The sequence below is a fragment of the Pseudovibrio sp. Ad26 genome, from assembly GCF_001623285.1.
In the GTDB taxonomy this organism is placed as follows: Bacteria; Pseudomonadota; Alphaproteobacteria; order Rhizobiales; family Stappiaceae; genus Pseudovibrio; species Pseudovibrio ascidiaceicola.
In genome coordinates this window covers 155,193-180,739 of the sequence record NZ_LMCE01000094.1, presented here as the reverse complement: position 1 = coordinate 180,739, position 25,547 = coordinate 155,193, and the positions used below count along the sequence as shown (strand labels likewise).

Annotated in this window: 34 protein-coding genes; 23 read left to right on the top strand and 11 right to left on the bottom strand. The window is 52.7% G+C overall.

The genetic code is table 11. The annotated features are described in order from the left end of the window. Positions 1-9: 9 nt before the first annotated feature. The 3 genes from PsAD26_RS20590 to PsAD26_RS20580 all read right to left on the bottom strand — a co-directional run bounded on the left by PsAD26_RS20590 (position 10) and on the right by PsAD26_RS20580 (position 1,948). A complete protein-coding gene (locus PsAD26_RS20590) occupies positions 10-582 on the bottom strand; it encodes a hypothetical protein (protein WP_063311910.1) in 573 nt (190 codons plus the stop codon). Between the two features lie 2 nt (positions 583-584). Next, the gene (locus tag PsAD26_RS20585; RefSeq protein WP_063311909.1) at positions 585-869 is read right to left on the bottom strand and encodes a hypothetical protein; all 285 of its coding nucleotides are present in this window, start codon (positions 867-869) and stop codon (positions 585-587) included. 764 nt (positions 870-1,633) lie between these two features. Next, on the bottom strand, positions 1,634-1,948 hold the full coding sequence (locus PsAD26_RS20580) for a helix-turn-helix transcriptional regulator (protein WP_063301859.1): 315 nt from the start codon (positions 1,946-1,948) through the stop codon (positions 1,634-1,636). Positions 1,949-2,037: 89 nt separating this feature from the next. On the opposite strand from PsAD26_RS20580, the gene PsAD26_RS20575 reads away from it, so the two are divergent. Genes PsAD26_RS20575 through PsAD26_RS20560 form a run of 4 tightly spaced genes read left to right on the top strand, consistent with a single transcriptional unit; the run spans position 2,038 to position 3,510 of the window. Then, positions 2,038-2,292 (top strand): hypothetical protein, encoded by a 255-nt coding sequence (locus PsAD26_RS20575; RefSeq protein WP_063311907.1) that lies wholly within the window; start codon positions 2,038-2,040, stop codon positions 2,290-2,292. After that, complete coding sequence (locus PsAD26_RS20570; protein WP_063311906.1) at positions 2,276-2,488, top strand: hypothetical protein; 213 nt, start codon at positions 2,276-2,278, stop codon at positions 2,486-2,488. The genes PsAD26_RS20575 and PsAD26_RS20570 overlap by 17 nt, the downstream gene beginning before the upstream one ends. Before the next feature lie 12 nt (positions 2,489-2,500). Continuing rightward, positions 2,501-2,995 (top strand): hypothetical protein, encoded by a 495-nt coding sequence (locus PsAD26_RS20565; protein ID WP_063311905.1) that lies wholly within the window; start codon positions 2,501-2,503, stop codon positions 2,993-2,995. After that, positions 2,992-3,510 (top strand): hypothetical protein, encoded by a 519-nt coding sequence (locus tag PsAD26_RS20560; protein WP_063311904.1) that lies wholly within the window; start codon positions 2,992-2,994, stop codon positions 3,508-3,510. The genes PsAD26_RS20565 and PsAD26_RS20560 overlap by 4 nt, the downstream gene beginning before the upstream one ends. Before the next feature lie 29 nt (positions 3,511-3,539). Here PsAD26_RS20560 and PsAD26_RS20555 read toward each other — a convergent pair whose 3' ends face one another. The 7 genes from PsAD26_RS20555 to PsAD26_RS20520 form a co-directional block, all read right to left on the bottom strand. Next, the gene (locus tag PsAD26_RS20555) at positions 3,540-3,860 is read right to left on the bottom strand and encodes a hypothetical protein (protein WP_063311903.1); all 321 of its coding nucleotides are present in this window, start codon (positions 3,858-3,860) and stop codon (positions 3,540-3,542) included. Positions 3,861-4,243: 383 nt separating this feature from the next. Then, entirely contained in the window at positions 4,244-4,660 is a 417-nt protein-coding gene (locus PsAD26_RS20545; RefSeq protein WP_063311901.1) for a hypothetical protein, read from the bottom strand. A gap of 186 nt (positions 4,661-4,846) precedes the next feature. Then, positions 4,847-5,284 (bottom strand): hypothetical protein, encoded by a 438-nt coding sequence (locus PsAD26_RS20540; protein WP_063311900.1) that lies wholly within the window; start codon positions 5,282-5,284, stop codon positions 4,847-4,849. 228 nt (positions 5,285-5,512) lie between these two features. Further along, positions 5,513-5,950, bottom strand: coding sequence for a hypothetical protein (locus PsAD26_RS20535; RefSeq protein ID WP_063311899.1), 438 nt, complete (start codon positions 5,948-5,950; stop codon positions 5,513-5,515). 228 nt (positions 5,951-6,178) lie between these two features. Continuing rightward, positions 6,179-6,616: a hypothetical protein gene (locus PsAD26_RS20530; RefSeq protein ID WP_063311899.1), complete on the bottom strand. Its 438-nt coding sequence runs from the start codon at positions 6,614-6,616 to the stop codon at positions 6,179-6,181. A gap of 90 nt (positions 6,617-6,706) precedes the next feature. Then, positions 6,707-7,135: a hypothetical protein gene (locus PsAD26_RS20525; protein WP_063311898.1), complete on the bottom strand. Its 429-nt coding sequence runs from the start codon at positions 7,133-7,135 to the stop codon at positions 6,707-6,709. Then, positions 7,136-8,734, bottom strand: a complete 1,599-nt coding sequence (locus PsAD26_RS20520) for a pentapeptide repeat-containing protein (protein ID WP_063311897.1) — start codon at positions 8,732-8,734, stop codon at positions 7,136-7,138. A gap of 330 nt (positions 8,735-9,064) precedes the next feature. Between PsAD26_RS20520 and PsAD26_RS20515 the strand changes: the two genes are divergently transcribed. From PsAD26_RS20515 to PsAD26_RS20505, 4 genes are read left to right on the top strand one after another with little or no spacing between them, the layout of a single operon-like run. Continuing rightward, complete coding sequence (locus PsAD26_RS20515; protein ID WP_063311896.1) at positions 9,065-9,346, top strand: hypothetical protein; 282 nt, start codon at positions 9,065-9,067, stop codon at positions 9,344-9,346. Next, on the top strand, positions 9,334-10,101 hold the full coding sequence (locus tag PsAD26_RS20510; protein ID WP_063311895.1) for a Rha family transcriptional regulator: 768 nt from the start codon (positions 9,334-9,336) through the stop codon (positions 10,099-10,101). Before PsAD26_RS20515 ends, PsAD26_RS20510 begins: the two co-directional genes overlap by 13 nt. Further along, positions 10,098-10,271, top strand: a complete 174-nt coding sequence (locus PsAD26_RS29730; protein WP_193758323.1) for a hypothetical protein — start codon at positions 10,098-10,100, stop codon at positions 10,269-10,271. Before PsAD26_RS20510 ends, PsAD26_RS29730 begins: the two co-directional genes overlap by 4 nt. Next, a complete protein-coding gene (locus tag PsAD26_RS20505; protein ID WP_193758322.1) occupies positions 10,271-11,071 on the top strand; it encodes a phage antirepressor N-terminal domain-containing protein in 801 nt (266 codons plus the stop codon). Before PsAD26_RS29730 ends, PsAD26_RS20505 begins: the two co-directional genes overlap by 1 nt. A gap of 35 nt (positions 11,072-11,106) precedes the next feature. Here PsAD26_RS20505 and PsAD26_RS20500 read toward each other — a convergent pair whose 3' ends face one another. Beyond that, positions 11,107-11,868, bottom strand: coding sequence for a hypothetical protein (locus PsAD26_RS20500; protein WP_063311893.1), 762 nt, complete (start codon positions 11,866-11,868; stop codon positions 11,107-11,109). Positions 11,869-11,954: 86 nt separating this feature from the next. Between PsAD26_RS20500 and PsAD26_RS29455 the strand changes: the two genes are divergently transcribed. From PsAD26_RS29455 to PsAD26_RS20430, 15 genes are all read left to right on the top strand, one after another. Then, on the top strand, positions 11,955-12,197 hold the full coding sequence (locus PsAD26_RS29455) for a hypothetical protein (protein WP_153041544.1): 243 nt from the start codon (positions 11,955-11,957) through the stop codon (positions 12,195-12,197). Beyond that, entirely contained in the window at positions 12,197-13,336 is a 1,140-nt protein-coding gene (locus PsAD26_RS20495) for a CHC2 zinc finger domain-containing protein (protein WP_063311892.1), read from the top strand. Before PsAD26_RS29455 ends, PsAD26_RS20495 begins: the two co-directional genes overlap by 1 nt. After that, complete coding sequence (locus tag PsAD26_RS20490) at positions 13,333-14,991, top strand: phage/plasmid primase, P4 family (RefSeq protein WP_063311891.1); 1,659 nt, start codon at positions 13,333-13,335, stop codon at positions 14,989-14,991. Before PsAD26_RS20495 ends, PsAD26_RS20490 begins: the two co-directional genes overlap by 4 nt. Before the next feature lie 312 nt (positions 14,992-15,303). Continuing rightward, on the top strand, positions 15,304-16,035 hold the full coding sequence (locus tag PsAD26_RS20485) for a hypothetical protein (protein WP_063311890.1): 732 nt from the start codon (positions 15,304-15,306) through the stop codon (positions 16,033-16,035). Between the two features lie 115 nt (positions 16,036-16,150). Then, positions 16,151-16,687, top strand: coding sequence for a phage tail protein (locus tag PsAD26_RS20480; RefSeq protein ID WP_063311889.1), 537 nt, complete (start codon positions 16,151-16,153; stop codon positions 16,685-16,687). 169 nt (positions 16,688-16,856) lie between these two features. Further along, positions 16,857-17,540, top strand: coding sequence for a hypothetical protein (locus PsAD26_RS20475; protein ID WP_063311888.1), 684 nt, complete (start codon positions 16,857-16,859; stop codon positions 17,538-17,540). Between the two features lie 13 nt (positions 17,541-17,553). Beyond that, the gene (locus PsAD26_RS20470; RefSeq protein ID WP_063311887.1) at positions 17,554-19,608 is read left to right on the top strand and encodes a terminase gpA endonuclease subunit; all 2,055 of its coding nucleotides are present in this window, start codon (positions 17,554-17,556) and stop codon (positions 19,606-19,608) included. After that, complete coding sequence (locus PsAD26_RS20465; protein WP_063311886.1) at positions 19,593-21,224, top strand: phage portal protein; 1,632 nt, start codon at positions 19,593-19,595, stop codon at positions 21,222-21,224. The genes PsAD26_RS20470 and PsAD26_RS20465 overlap by 16 nt, the downstream gene beginning before the upstream one ends. After that, positions 21,217-21,477 carry a hypothetical protein gene (locus PsAD26_RS20460; protein ID WP_063311885.1) on the top strand — a complete coding sequence of 87 codons (261 nt, stop codon included), beginning with the start codon at positions 21,217-21,219 and terminating at the stop codon, positions 21,475-21,477. Before PsAD26_RS20465 ends, PsAD26_RS20460 begins: the two co-directional genes overlap by 8 nt. 24 nt (positions 21,478-21,501) lie before the next feature. Then, entirely contained in the window at positions 21,502-22,566 is a 1,065-nt protein-coding gene (locus PsAD26_RS20455; protein ID WP_063311884.1) for a head maturation protease, ClpP-related, read from the top strand. Positions 22,567-22,578: 12 nt separating this feature from the next. Next, positions 22,579-22,959 carry a head decoration protein gene (locus tag PsAD26_RS20450; RefSeq protein WP_063311883.1) on the top strand — a complete coding sequence of 127 codons (381 nt, stop codon included), beginning with the start codon at positions 22,579-22,581 and terminating at the stop codon, positions 22,957-22,959. 11 nt (positions 22,960-22,970) lie between these two features. After that, entirely contained in the window at positions 22,971-23,981 is a 1,011-nt protein-coding gene (locus PsAD26_RS20445; RefSeq protein WP_063311882.1) for a major capsid protein, read from the top strand. 72 nt (positions 23,982-24,053) lie between these two features. Next, complete coding sequence (locus tag PsAD26_RS20440; RefSeq protein ID WP_153041543.1) at positions 24,054-24,368, top strand: hypothetical protein; 315 nt, start codon at positions 24,054-24,056, stop codon at positions 24,366-24,368. Positions 24,369-24,370: 2 nt separating this feature from the next. Next, the gene (locus tag PsAD26_RS20435) at positions 24,371-24,745 is read left to right on the top strand and encodes a hypothetical protein (protein WP_063311880.1); all 375 of its coding nucleotides are present in this window, start codon (positions 24,371-24,373) and stop codon (positions 24,743-24,745) included. Then, positions 24,745-25,533: a hypothetical protein gene (locus PsAD26_RS20430; RefSeq protein WP_063311879.1), complete on the top strand. Its 789-nt coding sequence runs from the start codon at positions 24,745-24,747 to the stop codon at positions 25,531-25,533. The genes PsAD26_RS20435 and PsAD26_RS20430 overlap by 1 nt, the downstream gene beginning before the upstream one ends. Positions 25,534-25,547 lie beyond the last annotated feature (14 nt).

Genomic DNA, 25,547 nt, shown 5'->3' with positions numbered 1-25,547 from the left:
CAACTTTAATTACGCCGCATCGCGCTGCTTTAAAGAGGGATGCCTACAGCATTCTTCCATCGCTTCAGCCCAGTCCAGAGCCGCCATTTCAGGGCTCTTAGGCTTGATAGTGGCTGCAAGAGGAAGCGTTGGGCCTGACAGGCTTCTGCGGGAGAGTTGGTTGAGAGTTGTGATGGTGGCTGCGTGTCGGATCTCTTCAAGTTTGCGGCTCTCTGCCCTGGAAAGTTTCGCTGGCCTTGGGATGAGGTCCCCAAGGGCTTTGGCAAGCTCGCATAGACCGCCTTGAGGTCTCTGGAGTGTTGTTTGGCCGCTATCGCAGTCTGTCTCCACATAGGCGAGGTTGGCCAAGATCACCTGTAGCCCGGAGGTCATCATCAACGGCTGGAGAGGGCGCGGTGTAAACCGGGTGGCCAGCAAGTTGAACTGGGCCTGAGAAAGGAACACATCTGTGAGGTTCGGCAGAGCAGCCACGCGGCCCAGAACGATGCCGACCGATCGCCATGTAAGCCTTGATGAAGATGGATGCGTCAGGTTGATGTAACAGCGCTCAGGCAGGGGAATGAGGTTTGTGGGCTCTTTCATATTCACCCCCGACCCAGTTTGTTGAGTGCGACTTGGCAGAGTTGCCAGCCGTCGCGGTAAAAATCCTGTAAGTTTCGGATCTGGGCGATGACAGCCGGACTGTCCTCCGGGGTATCTTTCAGAACCTGTTTCAGGTCCTCTCGTTTCAATGCAATTTCACCGAAGCTCGGAGCAATCTGGTCAAGTAGCATATGACCTTGCTGCTCGGCAGTGCTGGTGGTGGGAACTTGCCAAGGCTGAGGGCGTGGGTCGGCGGTATGGGCGACCAATGTCAGATAAGAGCTCATGCAGAAATCTCCTGAGCGTAGGTAAAAGAGTGGCGCGGGCACAAATGTTGGTGGCAGCACCCGCGCCGTTCGCCTGCCGTTTGAGGGGATCTGGGAGGCAGGCGAATTGAAGTTTGAAAAGCATTTCTGATCTGGATTAGAGGTGCTCTTTGACGCCTAAATCAGATCAATCATTCGCACCAATTGATGCGCATTATAATGCGCATGTCAATATTAAAATGGATTATAATGCGTATTGGTGAGTGTGAATCAGTGCTCTGGCCTGCGAGAGAAAGTCGCCTTGTATGGAAAATTGTGCACATGATGTGTGGACAAGCATTGCACCCAGAAGCACATAACCAATAATCATTTAGCTGAGCGCATTAGAGCGTACGCGAGCCTTCTTCGAAGAAGTTAGCCTTTCAGTAGAAGGGAATAGGTTAAGTGCGCCGCCCTTCACTGAAATCAATTCAGCCTGAATGTGAAAATCTCGCAAATTACTGATTATCAATAAAAATTCGTTGCTCTTTAATTTTTCGCTCTTTGACTTGTGTTCCCGATAAATCGGTAGATAGCCTGTGCAGTGAGAGATCCATTCATTGGATTAGTGGAATTAGCACTGGGGCTCTGAAGGCATTGGCTGGACTACAGGAAGACACCAAAAACAAGGACGTTAAGTTCGCTGAGAAAATCAGGACCTTGTCATCTGTTGAACTTGTGAAGGTAGCGATAGAAATTGAGCGCCTGAAGGAGAAGGCAAAGTCCTCCGGGCAGTCTTAAAGTGCTTACTTTTGGGAGAAGCCGTCAATCATGCGGAGGATGACCTTTTTATCATCTTCGCTTAACTGATTGAAATCCTTGATAAGCTGAGAGTGATCCGGCCCATCTGAGCCATAAAACAAATCACCGACATTGCTGCCCAGCTCATGTGAAATTGCGGAGAAAACTTCGATAGTCGGGGTGAAGTTCTTCAGCATTTTGTTGACGTAATCAGGACTTTTCCCAATGGCTAAGGAGAGGGCGCGTGCAGTTACGCCCTTCTTATCCATCTGATCTTTAAGGTTTTTACGCCAAGTTTCCATGCGAGGATAATAATCCATGCATTTCATTTCGTCTAGCGTACAATACTGCGTTGACTTGTTCGCAGTATACTCCATACTGACCTCGTTTTCATTGGAGGTGATTTGGTATGCAGACGGAAAGATCCGAGATCAGCGAAGCGGACTTCAAGCTTCCCACCAGAGCCGACATCATCAATCTCATCGACATGGCTTGCCACGAGTTTGATATGACGCCCGCCCAGCTGGGACAGCGCGCCGTGGGCAATCCTCATCTGCATCTGCGATTGCGCACCGGAGCCGATATCCGGCTTTCCTCACTCAGAGGTCTGGTGCTGTTCATCAAGTTTTGTCGTCAGGAGCGGGTCCATGAGATCGAGCTCTGATGCAGCCCGCAAAACCTCGGGCAAACCGGCAAGCGGCGAGGGCGCTTTGCACCTGTCGCCGGCCATGGCCTTGCTGCCGTTCAGCATCGTGCTCCAGTTTTTCCAAATTCCATTTCTTTGCCTGCATCAGCTCGGCTCCGCTGTTTTGGATGGGCAGTCTGCAAGACTGCCCCGGCGCTGTCAGCGAAACACTTGAGGATAGTTTTGCATGTCCCGCTCACAAACCAGTCGCACCCTGCCGGAATCTGACTATTCCCGCCTGTTTGCCTACTCCAAAGCTCTGGTGAAGCTGAATGGCGGGGTGGAAGCGGCCAGCATGGTCACCCGCGTGGCGCCGTGCCAGCTCTCCCGCTATGGCAACCAGCAAAGCCATGATGCCATGCCGGTGGACGTGATTGCCGATCTGGAGCACGAGGCCGCTGATCCCGTACTCACCCGCATCCTGGCCCGCATGAGTGGCCACGCCCTGGTCAAACTCCCACGAGAAGCCGCCGAGCCCGACTGGATCGGCAACATGGGCCTGCTCTCCAAAGAGTTTTCGGATGTGATCTCCCGCGTGGCCGAGTGCCTGAAGGATGATGGTAAAGTCTCTGCTGATGAAGTGAAACGTCACCACCTTCGCAAGGAAATCGCAGAGCTGATCAGCGTGGCCGTCAAGCTGGATAAAACCTGCGAAGCCATTGAGCGGGAGGCAGACAAATGATCCAGTCCCCAACCATCCGGCGCAGAATTGTGCAGCACCACACCAACAACATGAGCCTGCGCGCCATCGCTGGCATCTATGGCTGTTCAGAGGGTGACGTTGAGAACGTGATCAAGACAGAGACAGCCGAACGGATCATCCTGTCTGGTGTGCCTGTTTCGGGCGGTGTGGCGCTCTATCCGGTGCAGAGCAGGGATGCTGACCTCACCCCGCAAATCCGTCTGTTTAAGGCGTTGCCGGAGGACGTCCGGACCTTTGCATCCGGTGTGGCAAAAACCTGCAAGGTGCCCGTGGGTCGCCTGTTCACCTCAAACAGCAAACGAAAGCAGGATGTCTTCTGCCGCGGCTGCTTCTATTACGGCCTCAGCTGCCAGTTCCACTGGAACTACGAGCGCATCGCACACGCCTCCGGCGTCAGCGTCCACGTCGTCTGCCGAGCGGTCAACCGCTACTGCACTCAGGTAGGCGCACCACGTCCAAGCGAGCTGCTGAATGCACGGAGGGCGGTGGCGTGAATGCAGCTGATGCAGTGGCACCAAGAGCCTTATCCGGCTTCGGTATGTTTGCCTCTGAGAAGACTGCCCGCATAAACGCGTTTGCGTTTTCTGTGCTGGGTAGCTGGTTTGTAATGAGGCCAGAACACAAACCCCAAAAGCATCATCACACAGCCCGCAATCAGTTGCGGAACCGGATCACTGTTTTCATCGCTCAGCAGCATCAGAGCAGAAACGATCAGTTGCAGCGCTGCATTAACCCAAAAGGTGATGGACACACACACACGGCCACAAAGGCCCAGCAAGCCAATCACAGCAAATGTGTTTTGGGACTTGATATAGGGGCGAGGCTGATCGGCTTTGTCTTTCATGAAAAACAGGTCCGTTACATTGAAGTATCAATTGAATTCAGAAAAAGAGACATGCGCTCACTCACGAGAAAACGCATGTCCAGAGGAGTATTTGGAAGGGCGAATAGCGCGCAAAACGCACCATTACCGCGAGGGCAAGTTTGCAATAAAGCAGCCCTCAGAGTCTACACCTTGGCGGATGAAAAAAATTCATGCGCAATGCATGTATTGCGAATGGTGTTTGATCACTTCGAAGCGACTGACGAGACGTTTTACAAACAGGGGTTGCAGAGTGGCAGGCTGGTTGATTTTGACAACTGGTTTAGCTGCCTCTGGCAAATCACCGTGTCCCAAAAACCAAAGGTTCGCCTCGATCCTTTAAGGGAGACGGGTCGATGCTAGGGCTAGCAGTTGATGTATATAGCCAATATGGCGACAATGCTTATCACAAAAAAAGCGAGAATAGGAATGGGGTCAATGGCCCACAAACCAATCACATTGTAAGAGGCCGGCAAGCCGACAAAGGAAAGAAAAATAAGCATTATCCCAATAGGCAGCACAAGAGCGGTCACCACAATCTCAAAGAGGCCAAGCTTTCTGTACCAGAGCAATATGCCGATAAGGGCAAATGCCCCGAATTGTTCTACCCACTGAAGCAAGGAAAGCGGTTCGGATCCCTGGATGAAAGTGATCCAAAGCATGCTGCCTCCAAAGGCAAATGCAAGTATAAATGTGTATTTCTTTATGCGACCAGCCTTACTCCTTGTCTGGCTTGGCTCGTCGGTAGCGATTTCACTTTGGTTCCTATCACTCTCAGCCATCAATTTGCTCAAAAATTCCTAGTGTTTCCAATGGCGCAACTGTCGCTCAGTTTTCTGATGTGTGTCCAGTCTGTCGCCAGTGAAAAGAATTCAGTGGTTGCTCTGCCTCACCCAGCTTATGGAAGCAGTGAGGAGAGTTATGGGCAGTTTATTGAGCGCCTAGGTTTGTATCTGCACTGTCTGGTTCTAGGGCGTACGAATGATATTGATTGCCATAATGGCAGAAATACTTGCCACAAAAAGGACGGGCAGGATCAAGGGCTCAACTATCCAACCACCAATTACGCCGTAAGAGATCAGCAAGGAAACAACACCCAGGAAGGCAAGAAAAAACAATTTCATACCGATGCTCAAGACAAGAACTGTCACAATGATATCAAAGATGTCGAGCTTTATGTGCCAGAGCCATATACCGATGCCGATCAGTGCAAATCCCCCGACAAGTGTCGCCAACTGAAACGTGGAGAGCGGTCCGGATGCCTGAATATAAATGCTCCAGAGTACGTTTCCGCCAATGCTGAAGGCAAGTATAGCTGCGTATTTTATGGCGAGACTGGCTTTACTCGGTGTCTGGTTTGGTTCTGTGGTGGCGTGTGTACTTTGGTTCCTGTCACTCTCAACCATCAATTTACTCAAAAATTCCTAGTGTTTTCAATGGCGCAACTTTCGCTCAGTTTGCTGATGTGTGTCCAGTCTGTCGCCAGTGAAAAGAATTCAGTGGTTGCTCTGCCTCTCCCAGCTTATGAAAGCGGTGAGGAGGGGTATGACGATCATGAAGATGTAAACCGCCAGAACCATTTGAGTGATGGTCAGCTGGTTGAGCGCCCCGGTTTGTATCTGTGCTGTGCGGTGCTAAGGCGCACGAATGATATTGACCAGCCAATAAGGAGCAATGCTGCCGATCGTCAGACCAAAGCAGGTATCAAACCCCATTTGCGATGCATCAATATGTCCGTCGTAATCAAGGAAGGCGATTGCAGCGGCAAAGCCGAAGAAGAGGGCAACCACACCAACGTTTATCAGGACAATCCGACAGATCAGAATGATGATGTTGATCTTCTTGGGCCAGAGCCATACACCAAGACCGATTGCAACTGGACTGCCGATGAGCAAAGCCAACCCAAGTATGGGGGGCAGGTCATACAGCTGGCGATAAAAGAACCAGATGCCCTGTGCTCCTGCGACGAACGCGATGTCAGCAGCATACTTCTTTATAAGTTCAACTTTGCTCAGGGGCTGGCGTGGATCATCGGTAGCAGCTCGCGTTTGCGTATCGCTGGTAGTAACCATCAATTTGCTCAAAAATTCCTAGTGTTTTCAATGGCGCAACTGTCGCTCAGTTTGCGGAGGTGTGTCCAGCCTGTCGCCAGTGAAAAGAATTCAGTGGTTGCTCTGCCTCTCCCAGCTTATGAAAGCGGTGAGGAGGGGTATGACGATCATGAAGATGTAAACCGCCAGAACCATTTGAGTGATGGTCAGCTGGTTGAGCGCCCCGGTTTGTATCTGTGCTGTGCGGTGCTAAGGCGCACGAATGATATTGACCAGCCAATAAGGAGCAATGCTGCCGATCGTCAGACCAAAGCAGGTATCAAACCCCATTTGCGATGCATCAATATGTCCGTCGTAATCAAGGAAGGCGATTGCAGCGGCAAAGCCGAAGAAGAGGGCAACCACACCAACGTTTATCAGGACAATCCGACAGATCAGAATGATGATGTTGATCTTCTTGGGCCAGAGCCATACACCAAGACCGATTGCAACTGGACTGCCGATGAGCAAAGCCAACCCAAGTATGGGGGGCAGGTCATACAGCTGGCGATAAAAGAACCAGATGCCCTGTGCTCCTGCGACGAACGCGATGTCAGCAGCATACTTCTTTATAAGTTCAACTTTGCTCAGGGGCTGGCGTGGATCATCGGTAGCAGCTCGCGTTTGCGTATCGCTGGTAGTAACCATCAATTTGCTCAAAAATTCCTAGTGTTTTCAATGGCGCAACTGTCGCTCAGTTTGCGGAGGTGTGTCCAGCCTGTCGCCAGTGAAAAGAATTCAGTGGTTGCTCTGCCTCACCCAGCTTATCAAGGCGGTGAGGAGGGTTATGGGGATCATGAGGATGTAAACCGCCAGAACCATTTGGGTGATGCTCAGCTGATTGATGGCCTCAATCTTGAAATCCGCCAGACTAATGCGGATGAACGCGACTGCGGCGAACATCTGCACTTGAAAGAACAGGGTGACCAGCAGGGCTTTGAGCGGGCTGAAAACGGGCTCTATCCGCGTTGCCAGCCAGTAAACGATAACCGCCCCGACAATGCAAAGAAACCCGGCCAGAAACCAGTCCCGCAGCGTGCTGTCCTGATAGATCAGATAGATGCCCAGGCTCCACAAATTACCCGCAAAAACAAACCCAAACCCACGCAGTTGTCCTGGCAGGTAGGATCGGAAAGCCCTTGGCAGAGCAGGGGGCAAAGTAGTCATCTAGGCACTTTCCCGTTCTCGGTTAGCAGTATCAGAGCCTTTGTCTGGATTTCCTGCTGGAGGAGCGCTGTTACTAGGCTTAGAGGACGCAACACGTTCGCCATTCTTATCCACGAGGATGACTCGCTCCCATTGGTCGGTGATAAACAGGTGTTTCCATTTCTCTTCAATCTTAGCAGCGGACATTTTGGCGCCTTTGAACTCCGCCTTCGTAAGAGTTGCTCCAGCAAAATTCGCTTCCTTGCAGTTTGCACCTTGAAATTCTGCTTCGCTCAAATCCGCTTCTTGGAAATCTGCCTTCCACAAGTTTGCTTTTGTCAGATTAGCTTCACGAAGCTTTGCTTTTTGAAAAATCCCACGTCGAAAGTTACTCTTTCTCATTTTAGCAGAAGGCAATTGGGCCTCTGTAAAATTACATGGCAGCGGTATCCATTTTTCTGCTTTCAGGAAGCAGAAACCCATGAGCTTAAGTTGGAGTTTCTGCAAACCTTTCTTCGTAAAATAGTTCTCGATCTGAAAGGTAAAGTAGATAGCTACAATAGCTACAATAGCTGCAACAATGAAGTAGGAGAAACCAATCCAGAGTGGAATAACTTGTATGGCACCCAGAAGGATCAAGAAACCGGAAGGGATCATCCAAACAATGGCCAAAAGTCGGCTCAAAAGTACTCCAAGTTGAGAGTTAGCTTTCTTCAAATTTGCATTCTCAAATATCGCTTTTGTAAAATCAGCACCAACCAAGTTGGATTTCTTCAACTCTGCTCCAGAAAAATTGCTTGCTGTGAAAGTGCCGTTGCTAAGATCCGCACCGTTCAACAAGGACTTACGCAAGTCCGATCTTTGAAGTTTGAAGCCATTGAAGCGCCCGTTGGGCACTTTGCATTCGGAGAGATCAACCCGGTCGACGTCAAGCTTTGCTTGATCGTGGAGGCGCTCCTCGATGTAGTGCCTTATATCTCCCAGGCATGTAAAAGCTATTTTGATATCAGATGTTTGCTTGCGATCTTCGATCGTAAGCTTGTTGAGGTTATTCCTCCCGTTGCCGCTACGCAGTGCTGCTATCTCAGCTCTGCGGCGCAAAATGAACGATCGAAGCAAATCCTCGACGATATAGAAGTATGTTCGTGGTTCTTGCTTGACCAGTTCTTTAAGAGACGAGATGCCAGCTTGTCGCAAGATCAGCTGATCTTCCGACAACAACTTTGCGGCATTTTGAAAGCGCTCATTGTTAAGGCCTCGCTCAGACAGAGAGGTTTGTTTTACGCTACTGCGAGTTCTGCGTATCGCCAGATACAGGGCAGGTATACCAACAAGAACCAAAAACAGATTTCGAAGGACTTCCGACTTGTTTATTGCCGGGCCAGTGTCGACTTCTTTGGTCGTGCCTGCTTCTCTAGCCACGTTGGCTTCAGTTCCGGTCCAATAAGCAAAGTCTATTCTTTCGACGCTGTTTTCAATAAACCAATCGGTGATGATGCTTCCAACAGAAAGCGCATTTGCAATCGCCAAAAGGAAGAAAGCGACAATAAACCCCAAATACCAGCCAGCAAGGATTTTGATTGCGTCCCGTCTGCCGAAGAACCAGCGCAGTTTTTCCATTTAAGTATTCCCAATACAAATATCTGCAACCTATCCGCGATTCCGAGCTCGTTGACAACAGGTACAAATCAGGTCATGATTCCGCTCAGCTGGTGGTTTACCAGTGAGTGCGTCACACAAAGGCGTGCGGGGATTGGCGTCCCTTCCTATTCTACAGGCGCACGTACCGCGCCACGTTTCTCCGTGAGCGTGGTTTTTTATGGTCGGGTGAATGGGAGAGTCTGCGGACTCGCCGTATCCTGTAGGACGGTAACGCCAATCCTGTTCGCTCGACCACCAAAGATTGGCGTCTGCGGTAGTCGGGTTCAACCGATCTACAGGAGATTTGCCATGGTAGTGCTGGCAGATAACGCGACACGTGCGTGCCGAGACCTACGGAATTCCCTTGAAAATATTGATTTAGCTGTGGCCCAGTTCGGTGCGCTTCTGCACGCCATGTCTGCGCTCGGCAACAACCTGCCTCCCCATCAGTGCGAGGCAGTGCAGTCCATTGTGACCCTGCAATCTCTTCTTCTCACCCATCACACAGAGATTTTCACCCACACCCAATCCGCGTGGGACTCCACCCGCGTGCTTTTGCCAGTTAAAGGAGTTTCGGAATGCAGCATCTGATCAAAATTGAAAATGGTAAGCCTGTAACGGACTCACTGGTGATTGCGGAGGTGTTTGGGCGGGAGCATCGCGATGTTTTGCGTAGCGTGCGAAGCCTGATTGATGACAACACAATAGGTCTGCGAGAATTTGCGCAGATCTCTTATGTCGATCAGCAGAACCGTCATCAGCCTATGTATCAGCTGTCTGAAGCAGCGGCATTGGTTGTTATGCCGTTCATTGGTGGCCGGAAAGCAAGAGAGGGCCAACGCAAGCTCGTTGATGCCTTTCTGGAGTATCGGGATCGACTGGCTTCCAGCAATTATGACAGGGCTCCGCAGGTCATCTCCATTGAAATGGAAATGGCCGTTGCAGAAGCGGCAGGACGGGCGCTTGCCATGTCTGACAGCTCCAAGCTCAAGATGATTGAAACCGTGGCCAACAACCACGGCTGCGCAACCAACATGTTGCCTGATTATGTCAATGAGAGAGCCTGTCTGGCGCTCACAGCGCTGCTTAAGGAAATTGGAGAAACCCGCTCAGCCCGCGCCGTTAACAAGGTGCTGCTGGACCTCGGCATTTTGGAGGAGCGCACCCGCACCTCCACCAGTGGCAAGGAAAAGCGCTTCAAACTGCTGACAGAAAAAGGCCTGTCCTTCGGCAAAAACCAAGTCAGCCCTAACAATCCGCGCGAAACCCAACCTCTCTACTACATCTCCACTTTCAACGACCTGATGCAGCTGATCGAAGCTGCCGAGCGAGGAGCAGCGGCATGACCAAAGAAAACATCGCTCTGTTCACTGAGAGCGACAAACTTTTGATGGTTCAGGAAGCCCGACTGATCTTCGGAGAGGAGGCTGCCAAAGCCCTCTGGTTCAAACTCGATTTGCCACGCGTTGCCGGAATGACATCCCACCCGTCTGCACAATCCAAAGGAGCGAAATGATGACCGGAATGATTACTCAAGTCGACTTTCATGGTGACACACTTTGGGGCTTTGAGCAGGTTGACGGTGTTTATATCGCTCTGAAGCCAATTGCAGAATCCATGGGCATTCAATGGAACGCACAAAGAGAGCGGATCAACAGAGATCCGATCTTAAGTGAAGGTACACGTATCATACGTGTACCTTTTGGTCGTGGCGGTTCTCAAGACACAACTTGCCTGCGTCTGGATCTCATGAATGGTTGGTTGTTCACCATTGATAGCACCCGGATCAAGGATGAGAGCGTCCGCATTCGTGTTTTGGAGTATCAACGCGAATGTTATGGAGTGTTGTCACAGCACTTCTTGGGTTTGCAGCAAGACCCAATATTTTCTGATGAGATATTGGATGAAGACTGCGGCGCTCAGAGTGAATTGGGTAACAAATCCAGATTGGTCGAGATTGCTAATCGCATCTCCGGCCCACGCGCTGCCTGTGAGCTGTGGCGCAAACTGGACTTGCCAATGGTTCCGTCTTTAGCCCCACGCGGAGGCCTCGCATCCAGAAGCGTCGTCTCCGGAGCAGAAGAGCAATTGCGCTTGTTCATCGAAGAGGGATGCCGACTGGATCCAGAACACACGATGACCGCGCGAGCCATGTTCCTGGCGTACAAAGGCTGGGCTCGCTCAGAAAGAAACCCCATCATCACCGAAACCGCCTTCGGTCGCGCCATGCTCCAGCTCACGCAAGACTACAACTTCGTGAAAAACAAAGGCCGCGTCGTGACTTATCGTGGTTTGCGGGTGAAGGAGGTAGGGTGATGGGCACTACCACAAATAAGGTCAGTACGACATGCTCAGTGCATTTTAATCTGGATTCCTGCAATTCTTTTGAACTCCGAAAGGTCTTCCTCGTAATCTGCCTTAAGCTTGTTGAGTTTATGGAGATACTTCGCTGCAAGCTGAACCGTATTATATTCTTGCTGAACTCGTTTCTTCGCGATGTTGATTGGAACGTTTCCTTCGTACCTCTTCAAATCAACTACAAGCTTTTCAATAACCTTAAGGTCACTAGTCGATATCGCTTTCATGTAAGATTGCATTGGTGCTCCCAGTCCATCAGAAAGATATTCATCCATTGTCAATCTAAACTGCTCTCGAAGAGAAATTGCTTCTTTATCAAGATATTTTATCGAGGGCGAAAGGCTATCTTTAAGCCTATCCAGAGCATCATCCATTCTCCAGAGATAACTTCGAGATCTTACCGAGTTTTCTATGTCTTTATGACGAATTTCCATAGCTTTAATGAGAAGCTTAACAAGCCTATCTGCTTGCACTTCTTCACGAAGAAACCATGCTACGCATTCGATTTCTTTTTGAATATTATAGGCAGCTTCTCGCGTCTGAGTTGTCAGACTAATACTGTTCCCAATGTTGGCTGCTTTAACCTGCCTTCTCAAAAAGACGAAGCCCATGATCGTGATAAATGGGATAGACACTGTTGCGGCAAGAGAGGAGATCTCAAGGGTTGTTCTCCAATCAGATGCGATCAGAAATGCAAGAACTATAACTCCCACAAGGGCACCAATAATACCGCCAATGATACTGCTGAAGTACACTTATCTCATCCCACATATTTATACTTGAAACAGGGTACTAACCGAGTCTCTCCGATCATGCACGCGTCAGTTGAGAGGTGTGCAGCATGACTCTCAAGATAGATCGCCGTAAATCCCCCAGAACAACGGTGGCAGGGCATTCCGAGCATCCTTGCATGGCTGAGGACTGCTCGCGCTGGGGCTCTCGTGGTTACACCATGGATGATGCAGGTAAGCGGTTGCAGCTGTGGTTTTGTCCGGAGCACGCGAAGCAGTATGAAACGGATGTTGCGGCTGCCAAGCGCACGCCGCCACCACCACGACCGCCCAAGCAAGGGAGGCTGGTGTGATGCGGTATTCCACTCTCGATTTGTTGCGATTGAAGCAATCTGCTGACCTGTATGGTCGCATTTGCCGGCACACCACGCTGCGCAAATCTGGCCGGCTGTATTCCGGCAAATGTCCGTTTCCCGACCATGACGATCGTAATGCCAGCTTTGTGTTTGACCCTGTCAGCAACAGTTTCCGCTGCTACTCCACCGCCTGTGGCCGCTCCGGATCCATCATCGACTGGATGATGGAGTTTGAGGGCTTTTCCAGCTTTGCTGATGCGGTTGAAGCATTGGGCGGGGCACAGATTGCCCGTGATCAGCGCTGGCAGGACAAGCAGCACAAGCTGATGCAGGACAACAAGGTGCTTGCGGCAGCGCACGCGGCCTCCACACAGGAAAAAGCACGTCAGGCGGCCTATAAGATCTTTTCAGCGGGGACAGAGCTTTCCGGCAGTGTTGCAGAAACCTATCTGCGCGAGGCGCGGGGGCTGGGTGACATATCGTTGCCCGGCGCGGTGCTGCGGTTTGCTGCGGATCTGCCGTACTGGGCAGAGACTGCGAAGGGGCGCTTCGAGATCATCCATCATGGACCTGCGCTGCTGGCGGCCTTTCAAAATAAGCAAGGCCGGTTTGCAGCAGTGCACCAGACCTGGCTGAACGCGGATGGTAGCGGCAAAATTAAACTAAGCCTTGAGGATGGGCTGCGGTTGCCAGCCAAAAAGATCCGCGGGCCGTATATGGGTGCCAGTTTGCGGCTTGGCCCGCGGATCCCAGTGATGGGCGTGGGTGAGGGCATTGAGACCTGTCTGTCCTGTGCGCCCTTTGGCCTTTCGTGCTGGTGCGCGGGCTCGCTTGGCAATCTGGTGGGCTCTGGCAAGCCTGACGGGATCTGCGAGCCGCATCCGGTGCGTACCGGTCACCTGTTGCCATCACGGCAACCGGACATGGCCAGCGCGCGGGCGTTTCTGCCATTTGAGGCGCGGTCCATGATTGTTTTGGCTGACAGTGACACCAAAGACCTTGAAGCACTGAAAGCTCAGCTGGAACGGGCTGTGCGGCGCCTGCGGTTTGAGGGGCGGTCAGCGCAGATCTTATGGCCACCGCTTGGGATGGACATGAATGACTGGATACTGGCGAACGGGAGGGATGCGGCATGAGCACCATGAGCCAGGCGATTGAGGGCGCGATGCAGCCAAGTGACGATCCCCTCATCACCCCACTTTCAACCGAGTTTGCCGAAAAACTCTCGCGCTGCGCCCTTTATGACCAAAATGATACGGGCAATGCCAAGCGGCTTCGGGAGCATTTTGGCGAGGAGTTTTTGCACGTGCGGGAGGTGGGGTTTTACACCTTCAAAGGCACCCACTGGGATTTGACCGGCGGCGAGGAAGTGATGACCCGCTATGCGCAGCGCACGGCGGAACTGATCAAAGAAGAACTCGACTACCTTGGCTATGAGCCCTGGGAGGAGCTGGTGCTAGAAAAAGCCAAGGCGGTGCCGCGTCTGGCAGAAGAAGCGGCGCTGACCAAAGAGCAGGAAGCGCTGCTGAAGGATGCGGAGGACGTGAAAAAGGCCCGCTCCGGCAGGCGGACTGCGCGCAAGAAGTTTGCGGTTTCCAGCGGCAATTCCAACAAGATCAAAGGCATGATTGTGCAGGCCCTGCCGCATGTGACCTATGCGCCAGAGGAAATGGACGAAGACGACCTTGTATTCAACACGCGCACGGCCACGCTGCAGCTGCACCCTGAACCTGATGGAGAAGGCGGGCAGGTGATGGTGCCGGATTCCGTGACCCATGACAGAGCCATGCGGCTTTCCAAATGCGCACCGGTGAACTTTGACCCCAAAGCGGAATGCCCGCGGTGGCAGACGTTTCTGGACTTCTTCCAGCCTGATGTGGGCGTGCAGCGCTTTTTGCAGGTGTATGCCGGCTATTGCCTGACCGGGCTGACGGCAGAACAAAAGCTGCTGTTCTTCTATGGCGATGGGGCCAATGGCAAATCCACCTTTGTGGAGGCGATCTGCGGGCTGATGGGTGATTATGCTGGTCAGCTGAACCCGGAAAGTGTGACGGGTACAGGACAGCGGCGTGGTGACCAGGCAACGCCCGATCTGGCAACGCTGGTGGGCAAACGGCTGGTGCGCGTTTCCGAACTGCCCAAGGGCGAAGCGGTGAAGGAAGAGCTGATCAAGGCGCTGACGGGTGGAGAGCCCATGCAGGTCCGCCGGCTGCATCAGGGCTTCTTTGACATGACGCCGATCTTCAAGGCGATCATGAGCGGTAACGACAAGCCCTTCATCAAAGGCAATGACTATGGCATCTGGCGGCGCTTGCTGATCGTGCCGTGGTCCGTGCGCATCAGTGAGGAGCAGAAGCGACCGATGGCCGAGGTGCTGGCCGAGTTTGAGGCCGAGCGATCGGGCATTCTCAACTGGATGCTGAAGGGGCTGCAGATCTACATGGAGGAAGGGCTGGATGTGCCGCCAGCCGTGGAAGGGCTGACGCAGGATTACAAGACCGAGCTGGACCCGATACAGCAATTTGTGGATGCCTGTCTGGAGTTTGCCGAGCCGCCGGGAGAGGACCCGAACGAGCCCTCCATCACTGGCCGCGCCATGTATGACACCTATAAGAAGTGGTCTGAAATCTCCGGCCTAAAGCCTTTTACGGAAACAGCTTTAGGGCGCGAGCTGCCGAAGAAACCGGGCATGCGCAAGGTGATGACCCGCATCCGCAAATACGCCAATGTGCGCTTCAATCTGCCAGCCGAGATGCGTCCTGAAACGATGAGTTGGGAGGCTATGGGATGAGTGTAACTGAGCCCGCGAGGGTGCGAGGGTATGCGCGAGGGTTAAGCCGTGTGCCTCGCGCCGGATTTCGTAAAACCGTGAATGGGTTAGAGGATAGCCGCGAGGGCGCGAGGGTATATCGCGCGCCTGCGCATATATAGGGGAATGGGGAATAGCTTTTAAGGAAAAGACTTCTCATATGCGTAATTAGTCAACTAACCCTTGAACCCTCGCGGAGGGTTATAAAAACAATTGATATTAAAAGATAAAATGGCCGCGAGGGTCTGATTTTAACACTCGCGGTACCCTCGGAACACTCGCAGGAGATCAATTATGGTTCAAACGCTGCGCGCATCACCGGAATACATTGGCCGGCTCAAACAAGAGCAGGCAGAGCAGAACGAAGTCCGTAGAATTGATCTGGTCAGCTTGCTGGACTGGACCTACGGCGAGCAGAAGGCTCATCTGGATATCGTGAGCGATGATGAGGCACGGCACTTCGACGTCCGCTGTGCGTTGAACTCACTTGAGCAGCTGCTGCATCTGCGCACCTTCGTGGATGGCGGCGGGCGCTCATGTGTGGAGCTGCATCCAGATGCCGAGGCCGTGCATGGCGCGGTGAAGGAGTTTGCAGCTCAGTCCGATGATTGCGCCTATGCCGCTGGTCTGCTGATCTACTACGGCGCAAACCGGACACAGCCGGAGAAACCAGCACTGAGTGGCCGTAAGCTGCAGGAAAAGCGCGATCGGACCGGGCGCACGGTGATGAGCTACTGGCGGGCTGATGGTGAGGAGCTATTTGCTCGTCCGGGCACAAAACTGCCAAAGCCTCACGACTACGACGGGCAGGGCTGCCGCGTCGGGCAGGCCTGTGAGCTGCAGGTGGTATCCGTTGAGAGTGATTTGGAAGAGTTCTTGCTGGAAACCTACACCTACTGGTGTGCAGCGCTCGAAATCATAAGCGGTGCGCTACCGATGTTGAAAACTCACAAACTCAAGAAGTTTCAAGCACCTGAGTTTGATCGGAAGGCTGTGAGATTGCTCGAAATGAGCTCAGTGGCTTGAAATGACCCGCGTCGTTTGACAGCCTGACAGCGGAAAGAAAACCGCCTTGAGGGACAACCTACAGGGCGGTTTTTTATTGAGAAGTGACACATTGCTTGTTTCCTAAGGCCTCAACATGTTCACAGTTAGCTTCGACAAACGAGACCTTGAGGATCTCATGCGTGGGCTTGGCAACTTGCCTGGTGAGATCAAAGGAAAGGCCATTGCTCGCGCCCTCAAACATACGACAGCAATTGCCAAAACGCGTGTCATTCGAAAGTCCGCAGCATCTACAGGAATGCGGCAAAAGGATATTCGCAGTGTAACCATTGCGGTGAACACAGGAGCAGATACCGCCAGTGTTATTATGCGCTCTGGTTGGATACCGCTCTACCAGTTGGGGAGTGTCCGCCAGACACGGGATGGTGTATCTGTTCGCAACTGGGGAACACACCAGGGCACATTCCTTGCCACGATGGCCTCTGGTCATGCTGGAGTGTTCAAACGATCAAGCGCAGCACGCCTTCCAGTCCGCGAACTTTGGGGGCCAAACCCTGCTGCTGATGTTCAAAACCATGAAGATGAATTTATGGACGTGCTCGAAAGCGTCGCCGACGAAAAGCTACGTCCTCGGTTGGAACACGAAATCGACCGGCTGCTCCGCTCGCTTTGAAGGCGCGGCGGCGGCTGAGAAAAAAAGGGACCGTACAAAACATCCTTTCCCCGCGGGGGGCGCAGCTCCCGGGGTTTAGTCAGTTTTACAGGTTGAAAATTTGAGTTGTCAGGGTTGTTAGAGTTGCCAGCAGCCGGTTGCCAAGGTTGCCAGAGGTGGAGGCATACAAATGCAAGATGATGCACCGCTGGTGATGGCAACATTTGTACAGGTTGCCGATCGCGATGGAGTTTCAAAATCGGCAGTTTCAAAAAACGTGCGCAACTACGCAGACAATCACAGCTTACCAGTTGAGCGCGATGGACGTGGACGGATTACGTGCTTCTCGCTTGCTCACTATGACCACATACGCGCTCGTTTTACGAACCCGCTCAAGGCGTCCGCCAAGATACAAGCTATCGTTGCAGCTCCAAGTCCTGCTGCGCCATCTCAAGGTCAACCAGTCCCTGTGCCTGGTGCTGACCCGCAAAGCCTTAACGAGGGCAAGCGCCAAGAGACATGGCTTAAGGTGCTCCGGCTCCGGCTTGCAATGCAGGAAGAGCTTGGAGCACTGGTGCGCCGCGATCTTATGGAAGATGCGCTCGCCAAAATGGGAGGCGAGATCAAATCCGTTGTTGCGCGGCTTCCCAATCGAGCGGATGACCTGGCAGCGCGTGTCACCAAGGATGGTGTCCATGGCCTGCGCCTGGCGCTGAAGGATGCTGCCTTTGAAGTTGCGGAGGAGATTGCCGAAGCAATGGAAGCGTCTTTTCAGGAGGCACCTCAGTTTGATGACTTGCCAGAAGGTGTTGTCGGGGCTGAAGCAAGTGCAGAAGAACTCATGCTTGCAGGGGAACAACAGGAAGAACTTTAACAACAGGTGAGCCATGCAGGGAACTTTGGGAAGTTTGCGAGGGGCAAACACAAGAGTTTACGGTGCAGCACGTCTTGTTACGAGAGTACTTGCAAAGGCGATCCGCCCTAAGAAGCCGCTGCCTTTTCATGAATGGCTCCCAAAGAACATTGAGCTGGTGGACGGGCCGAGGCGTGGAGAGCTTTGGAATGCTAAAGACGCTCCGTATTTGCCGGAGATTGCGGCGTGTCTGTCTGCTGATCACCCTTGCAACTATGTCTGCGTTCGCAAATCTCAGCAGACCGGTGTTTCTATCCTAGGGCTTTCCTGGAGTATCTATCTGGCGGAAAACGCACCCGACAATATTTTGTATGCAGTGCCTGGCGATCAGGCACTGAAAGAAACCAATTCCATGAAGATCATGCCTTTGATTGAGGCATGGGAGAAGCGCACTTCCAAGCAGGTGATTGAACCGATTACAAGCCGCAGCGGTAAAGGGTCGACCACCTTTGAGAAGAAGTTTCCAGGGGGCGCACTGTCGCTTGCTAATGCCAATTCGGAAATGGATCTTTCCTCCAAGACGATCAAGTATGGGGTGAAAGACGAGGTTTCCAAGTGGGAAGAGACGGACAATGGCGGCGATCCTGAAGAACTTTTCTTTGGACGCTTCACTGCATTTCGTCGTGAGAAGTCCTATAAAATCTTTGCTCTTTCTACTCCGGAACATGATAGCGGCGATGAAGACGGAGAAGGTCCGGGTCATTGCCGTATCGACCGCGATTTCAAGCGCTCAGACCAACGGTTTTGGCACATCCGCTGCCCGTCCTGCGACTTTGAACAACGGCAGGACTGGAGCGGGTTTCAGATAAACCGGGAAGATCCAGAGGAAAGTACCTACCTTTGTGAGGAATGTGGCCACTTCATTACAGAGGCTGAGCGCGTAGTTGCTGTTCGCAAAGGGCGGTTCATTGCTACAAAGCCAGACGAGGGACGCCAGCCGGGTTTCCATGTGGATGCGTTTTGCTCTCTGATGATGAGTTACGGCGATATCGCGCGGGACTTTATCAACGCAGAAAAACGAAGTGAAGCAGCCAAAAAGAACTTCACCAATCTGGTGCTCGCCAAGGCTTACGCCATGCGCGGCAATGCTCCCAAACATGAACGGCTTATGGAACGGCGTGAACAGCTGGAGCGTGGCAAGATCCCGGCTGAAGGCCTGTTGTTTGTGGCCGGCGCGGATGTTCAGCACTACGGCATCTATGTGGAGGCAGTGGCCTTTGGTGATGACCGGCAGAGCTGGTGCGTGGATGCGCACTTTCTAGAAGGCTCAACGGATGACATTAAGGCGGGTGCATGGCTTAAGCTGGATGAGTTTTACAAGCAAGGCTTTAAGGACGCATGGGGCATGGAGCGCCGGCTGGATGGTCTGGCGGTGGATGCTGGTGACAGTGGCCGTATGGAGCAAGTGCTCAGCTGGTGCAGAGCAAGGCCTGACACCTATGCCATTAAAGGGCAGGGTGGGCGCGGTGTTCCTGCGATCGGACTGCCGCAGAAGAAGTCAGTCAACAAACGAGGCAAGCGCGTGAAAGTGCGTGGCTCTCAGCTTTGGCCTGTTGGAACATGGGGCCTTAAGCACGAGTTCTTTGGCAGCTTGCATAAGTCTGGGATGGCAGCTGGCGCTGAGTGTGATCCTCCTGGTTACTGTCATTATGGGGTTTGGCTGGATGAAGAGTACTTTCTTCAAATCACCGCTGAGTATTTTGACCAGAAACTGGTGAAGGGCCGGTTGCTTGAGGAATGGAAAAAGTCCCGGAAGGACAACCACTTCCTTGATTGCCGGATCTACGCCATGGCGATTGCCGAGCATTTGGGCCTGACTTCAAATACTGACAATGACTGGTCTCGGCTGCGAAAGCGGTTGGTGCCTGCAAAGGACCTGGACTTGCTCTCGCCTGAAGCTGTCAAGGCAAACCAAGCCAGCACTCCCACCAAAACATCACAGATAAAAGCAGCTCCAGCTCACGACAACGGATGGGCGGAGAGGCAGCAGCGTATCAGGAAGAGGCGCGAGAAATGGCGGAACCGTTAAAAGCGCTTGGGCGGTTGCTTAACCGGAGCGGGAAACCAGCACCACCTGAGAAGGGAACAGGGCAGGTTGCAGTGCGCAGCGTCAGTCGATATCTGCGCGATACTCGCTCTAAGGTTCTGGCAACACGTCCAGCTCCGCTCACAAACAGCCGGGATGATATTCGTTTGTCCTGGCGCCGCTGTGCAGGGCTGGCGCGTGACATCATTCAAAACTCAGGGCGGCTGAAAGGCGCTGTGGATCAGGTGATTGCAGATACGGTTGGCTCCGAACTGCTGCTTAATCCCAAACCGGACTTACACGCTGCGGGCTATGATGCGCAGGAGACCGCTGAATGGTGCCGGATTGTTAAACAGCGCTGGAAGCGGTTTGCCTGGAACCAGGCTGAATGCGACATGCGCGGTAAGTTCACCCTGCCACAGTTGGTTGATTGCTCTTTGCGAGACTACATCACCTTTGGCGAAGTGACAGGCATGCTGGACTATATGGGCAGTGCTCAACGGGCGCGTTACGGCATCAAGGCCGGAACAAAGCTCTGCCTGTTTTCACCGCAGAAGCTGGTTCAGGACACGCTGGAACATGACTGTTTGTTTCAGGGTGTCTACCATGATGAGAATGGCCGCCCGATTTCCTATCTGATTGAAGAGGCGAGAAACGGTCAAACCGTCAAAACAAGGTATAACGCTCGCGATCTGGCTGGGCGTGCTCAGGTCTTGCATATTTTTGATCCCACCTGTGCAAGCGATGTACGTGGGATTTCCGTTTTAGCGTCTGCCTTTAGAAAGCACATCCAGCACGAAATGCTTGAGGATGCCACGCTGCAAACCGCTATTTTGCAAACCTTGTTTGCTGCTGTTTTGAAGAGTGAGTTGCCATCAGAAGAGGCGTTTGCTGCGATCGACGCGATGCAGGACACCGAAGCCGGCAAGGAGTTCAAAGACTCTTTTTCTGATTATCTCCTAAGCACCCTGGATAAGTCCGCAGAAAATTCCGTTCATTTGGGCAGTGATCCTACGGTGTCACATATCGCGCCGGGTGAAGATTTTGAAATCAAAACGGCTGGCACGCCAGGGCCTCATTACTTGCCGTTCTCAGGTTCACTTGGGCGGGAAATGGCGCGGGCGATCGGGATCACCTATGGCGGCTTAACCATGGATTATTCCAACGCCACTTACTCCAGTGTGCGGATGGAAAATGCGAGCATTTGGCCGGTTGTGACCAGGCGGCGAGAGCGCATTGCTGCTCCAACTTATCAGGCTGTTTACGAAAGCTGGCTTGATGAGGAAGTGGGTGAGGGGCGTATCCCGTTCAAGGGCGGATATGAAGCCTATTCTGCATTGCGTGAGGAAGCATCCTGGGCTCAATGGCAAGGCCCAGCCAAGCCAACGGCAGATGATGCAAAAAGCGCGAAGGCGTCCAGCATACGATTGGAGAATGGCACGTCATCCCTTGCTCATGAATGCTCTGAAATGGGCATCGACGAGGAGGAGCTGTTTGAACAGCGCCTTTCCGAGCACCGGCGATATCTGGATGCGGGCATGCGCTCACCCTATGAGCCAAAGACTTCGCAGGTAGCGGAAGTCAGCCGTGACGAAACGCAAGGGGCTATCGATGAGTGATCAGGTCAAAATCGGTTCTGACATGGTTTCCATCAATCAGCCTTGTGCTGTTGCAACGGCGCTCCGCAAAATTGAGCTTGTTGTTGCTGCTGGTGGTCGCCGGGAGACCGTCCGCTTCGGGCGGGATGAAGTGACTTATTCAGCCGCTAATCTACCAGCGTTGCAAAAGCTCATTGCCCAGTATGAGGCCAAATGCAGCCTTGCAGCGGGCGGCAAGGTTCGCCGCCGGGCTCGCTCAGTTCGCTGGTGCTGAACCCACCCTTTAAGGATATCCAAAATGCCGGGAATTTTACAGGACGGCGAACTCATTCTTTATGGGTTCGTTGGCGAAAATTATTGGGATGAAGGCTTTACAGCATTGGAAGTGCTAAATGCTCTTGCTCTGCATGGTCGTGATGAGCCGATCACCGCGCGGATCAACTCAGGCGGTGGCTATACCGATGAAGGTATTGCCATCTTCAATGCTCTGAAGACGCATAAGGGCAAAGTGTCTGTCATCATCGACGCAATGGCTGCATCTGCTGCCTCAGTCATTGCCATGGCTGGTGATGAACGCACAATGCGCGCCGGTGCATTGATGATGATCCATGACCCATCCGGGGGAACATGGGGCACAGCAGCAGATCACGAGGCGATAGGTGAACTACTAAATAAGCAGGCTGATCAGCTTGCGGGCATATACGCAGATGTCACCGGTAAGACACCTGGCGAGCTGCGCCAAATGATGGTTGAAGAGACCTGGATGAATGGCAGTGAAGCTCAGGTTCAAGGTTTTGCAACCGTTGATGAGGCTGCTCAGGCAGTGAGTGTGTCTGCCTTTGACTACCGCACTTACAACTGTGCACCCGACACTTTGAAACAACTTTCCAAAACAAAGAACTGGAGCGCTAAAGCTGAGCGCTCTCCAGCAGCATTCGTCGCGCAACCGACGGTCAATCAGGAGACACAGCCTATGACGACACAACCTGCGGCGGATGCCAACTCCGTCAGCCCCAACACTGACCAGACGCAGTCAAATGCTGCCAATGAGGCAACAGCAGAGCGTGAGCGCATCAGTAAGTTCCTCAATTGTGAGGAAGCTGTGGGACGCACTGAACTTGCAAAGTACCTCGCGTTTGAGACCACAACAAGCTTTGAGGATGGCCAGAAGGTGCTTGCCAAAGCCCCTAAAGCAGAGGGAACTGAAAAGCCTCAGGAGGATGTACCCAGTACGCAGGCCAGCACTTACGAACAAGAGCGGCTCCGTTCAAGCAATCAAGCCAGTAACTATGGCTCACAAAAGACCACGACAACCGCATCTCTCAACCGCGCCGACATTTTTGCTGCTCGCAAACAGGCATAAGGATTGCACAACATGGAAACGAAAGTTCAAGGGCCCCGTAATTGGGCCTTTTTGCTGTCCGTCGCTCATGGGAATTTGAGTACGGATACGGTCACTCTTGCCGAAGGGCAGGACACTTTGGAAGCTGGAACAGTGCTTGGCAAGGTTACTGCAAATGGTGAGTACGTCATGTCACCAGCAGCTGAAGAAGCCGGGAAGGAAGGCGCTGAAACAGCAACGGCCATTTTGGCAGTTAGAATAGCTAGCGCCTCAGGTCCAACCAAAGCTCTGGTGGTCAATGGTTTAGCTGAGGTGAAGTCTGACCTGCTGATCTTTGACGACAGTGTTGATACCGCTGCAGAGATTTCCGCTAAACGTGAGCAGCTGGCTGCTGCCTTCATTAAAGTTCGATAGGAGCAGCGAGTATGCCAGGACTAGATATTTTTAACGATGATGCTTTCTCGGTTCAAAGCCTGACTGCAACTGTAAACCAGATGCCCTATCGACCTGGGCAGATCAGCAAATCTGGTCTGTTTGAGGAAGATAGTGTAACGACCACGATGGTTTCAGTTGAACTGAAAGATGGGAAACTGGGGCTTATTGAGCCAACTGCACGAGGTGGAGCTGGTGAGACTTCTGGAGATGATGAGCGCAAGTTGATCCCATTTGAGGTCGACCATTATCAGCGTGATGATGCCGTGAAGGCTGATGAAGTTCAGAACGTTCGCGCCTTTGGCAGTGAAAACGAAGTTGAGCAGGTTCTGGACCGGGTGACATCCAAGATGGATCGTCACCTTGCTGATTGCGATATGACGATCGAGCATCAGCGTGTCGGTGCGATTAAGGGTCTGGTTAAATCCAGATCCGGGACAACTCTTCATGACCTTTACGCGCGTTTTGATATTGCTATCCCCGCATCAATTTCGCTAGATCTGGGAAATGAAGATGCCAAGGTGGATGAGCTTCTCGCCACTGATGTTCAGCATTCAATTGAAGACAGTCTGGACGCGTTTTATGACGGTTTTCACGTCTACACTGGTCGTGAGTTTCATCTGAAACTCTGGGGTCACAAGCGTATCCGCGAAACGTTCCTGGCGACAGCCGGTGCAGCTCAGCTTCGCGAGGCAGTGCCTGACACCTTTACAGTCGGCAGCTTCACGTTTGAGCGTTATAAGACAGGCGCTGGCGCCAGTGCCAATGCAGGTGGGGCCTATATTGCTCATAATGAGGCACGGGTTGTGCCCGTTGGAGTTCCTGGGCTGTTTATCACGCGGTTCGCACCAGCTGACTATATTGAGACCGTGAACACTCCTGGCTTGCCGCGCTACGCGAAACAGTATCCGCAGGCAAATGGTAAAGGGGTGTCTCTGGAAGTGCAGACCAACGCTATTTCGCTTTGTACTCAGCCGGCAGCACTTAGAAAGCTGACGCTGTAAAACTCCTCCTAACAACATTTCATTGAAAGGTCTGGCGGCAGTGTTTTGTCGCCGGGCTTTTGGAGTACGTCGATGTCGAAGAAGAAGAGAATTTCTCTTTATAGCTCTAGCGTTTTGAGCGGTAAATCAATGGGGAAGGATGAAGACTTTCGCCAGAATCGCGACAAACCCTTTCTTGCGCCCGAAGGCTATGCCGATCACTTGATTGCAGAGGGTTTTGCTTATGTGCCTGAGAAGACGAAGAAGTCGCAGGAAGCTCCTGTAAACTCTGGTTCTCAGAACGGCAAGTCAGCTCAGGATCTGTCTACTGGCACTGGAGCCGGTGACGGTTCTGGTGGCTCGAAACCTGAGGACCAGACCGGCACCAGCGGAGTTAGTGATGCCTGATCATGTCTGAGCTTGATGACCTTCGGGCTGAACTCACCGAAGAGGTGGATGACGTCATGGGAGAGCCGGTTTTGCTGGCTTTCCTTGACGGTGAACAGCGCAGCGATGCTACCCGCGAAAATACGGCGGTGAATGCGGTTTTGCGCTGTGGTGCAGGGCATGCGTTCAATCTTGCCAAGGGATCGAAAAAAGAGCGCACCAGCCTTTCTGCAGAGCCATCTTTCTTGGAGCTTTCCCGCTCTGACTATGACGGGCCGATGCCCAAGACCGGTGACAAGGTGCAAGCACTCACCCGCGCTGGCCTCCCGTGGTTTGAAGTCCTGGATGTTTCCGATCGCGGTGCCTCCCGCATTATTCTTGAACTCGGAGAAGCCTAATGTCGCTTGCCCGTATTGCATTGCGTCACTGCGCCGTAGAGGCGTTAAAAACAGCTGGAACACTAGTTGGTGCCAACATCCTTGATAGCAAGGTGGCGGCGCTTCAGGTGAGTAGTGATGGAAGTTTGCGCACCGATGAGGAAGGCCCTTTTATTGCCGTTTACACGGATGTTTCTAATTCGGGCGAGTTGGGTGGTCGCTCGCTGCGCGTAAATGGTCACCTGGATCTGGTTTTTAATTTCGGTATTACAGCTGCGATGACCCAGACCAACGAGAAGGGTGAGAGTGTTGTCGTTGGGCTGGAAGTGCCTGCAACAAGTCCCAACTTTGAGTTCTTTCTTGATGCCTTAACGCGGCAAATCAAGTTCGCTCTTCTTGATCCTCAAAACCCTTGGTCTGAGCTGCTTAAGGGATTTGCTCTAGACTTTCGAGCTTGTGAAGAGCTGCGCCATGGCAATGCCCGCGATGGGGTGCGGTTGGTGAGTGGTCAGTTGCGGCTAACCGTTGAGCTAGTTGCAGATCCTGTTCCAGGAGCAGCACTGCCTGAGGCCGGGATTTGGAGCCGGTTTCTAGCAAAGCTTGCTGAAAGTGATCCGGAACAATGTGAGCGCTTGCAAGGTTTGCTTGCCTGGAACGGTCGGGAACAGGATGACCGGCTTTCCTTCCTTCATGGGCTATCTGGCCTTGAAGCGGATGCGCTGAAACTGACCAGCGCTTCCAAGACCAATCCTTCAGCAACATTTTCCAGCGAACAACCGGAAGGCACACTCAGCGCCGGTTCCCCGTAACTTGGAGCACGCGC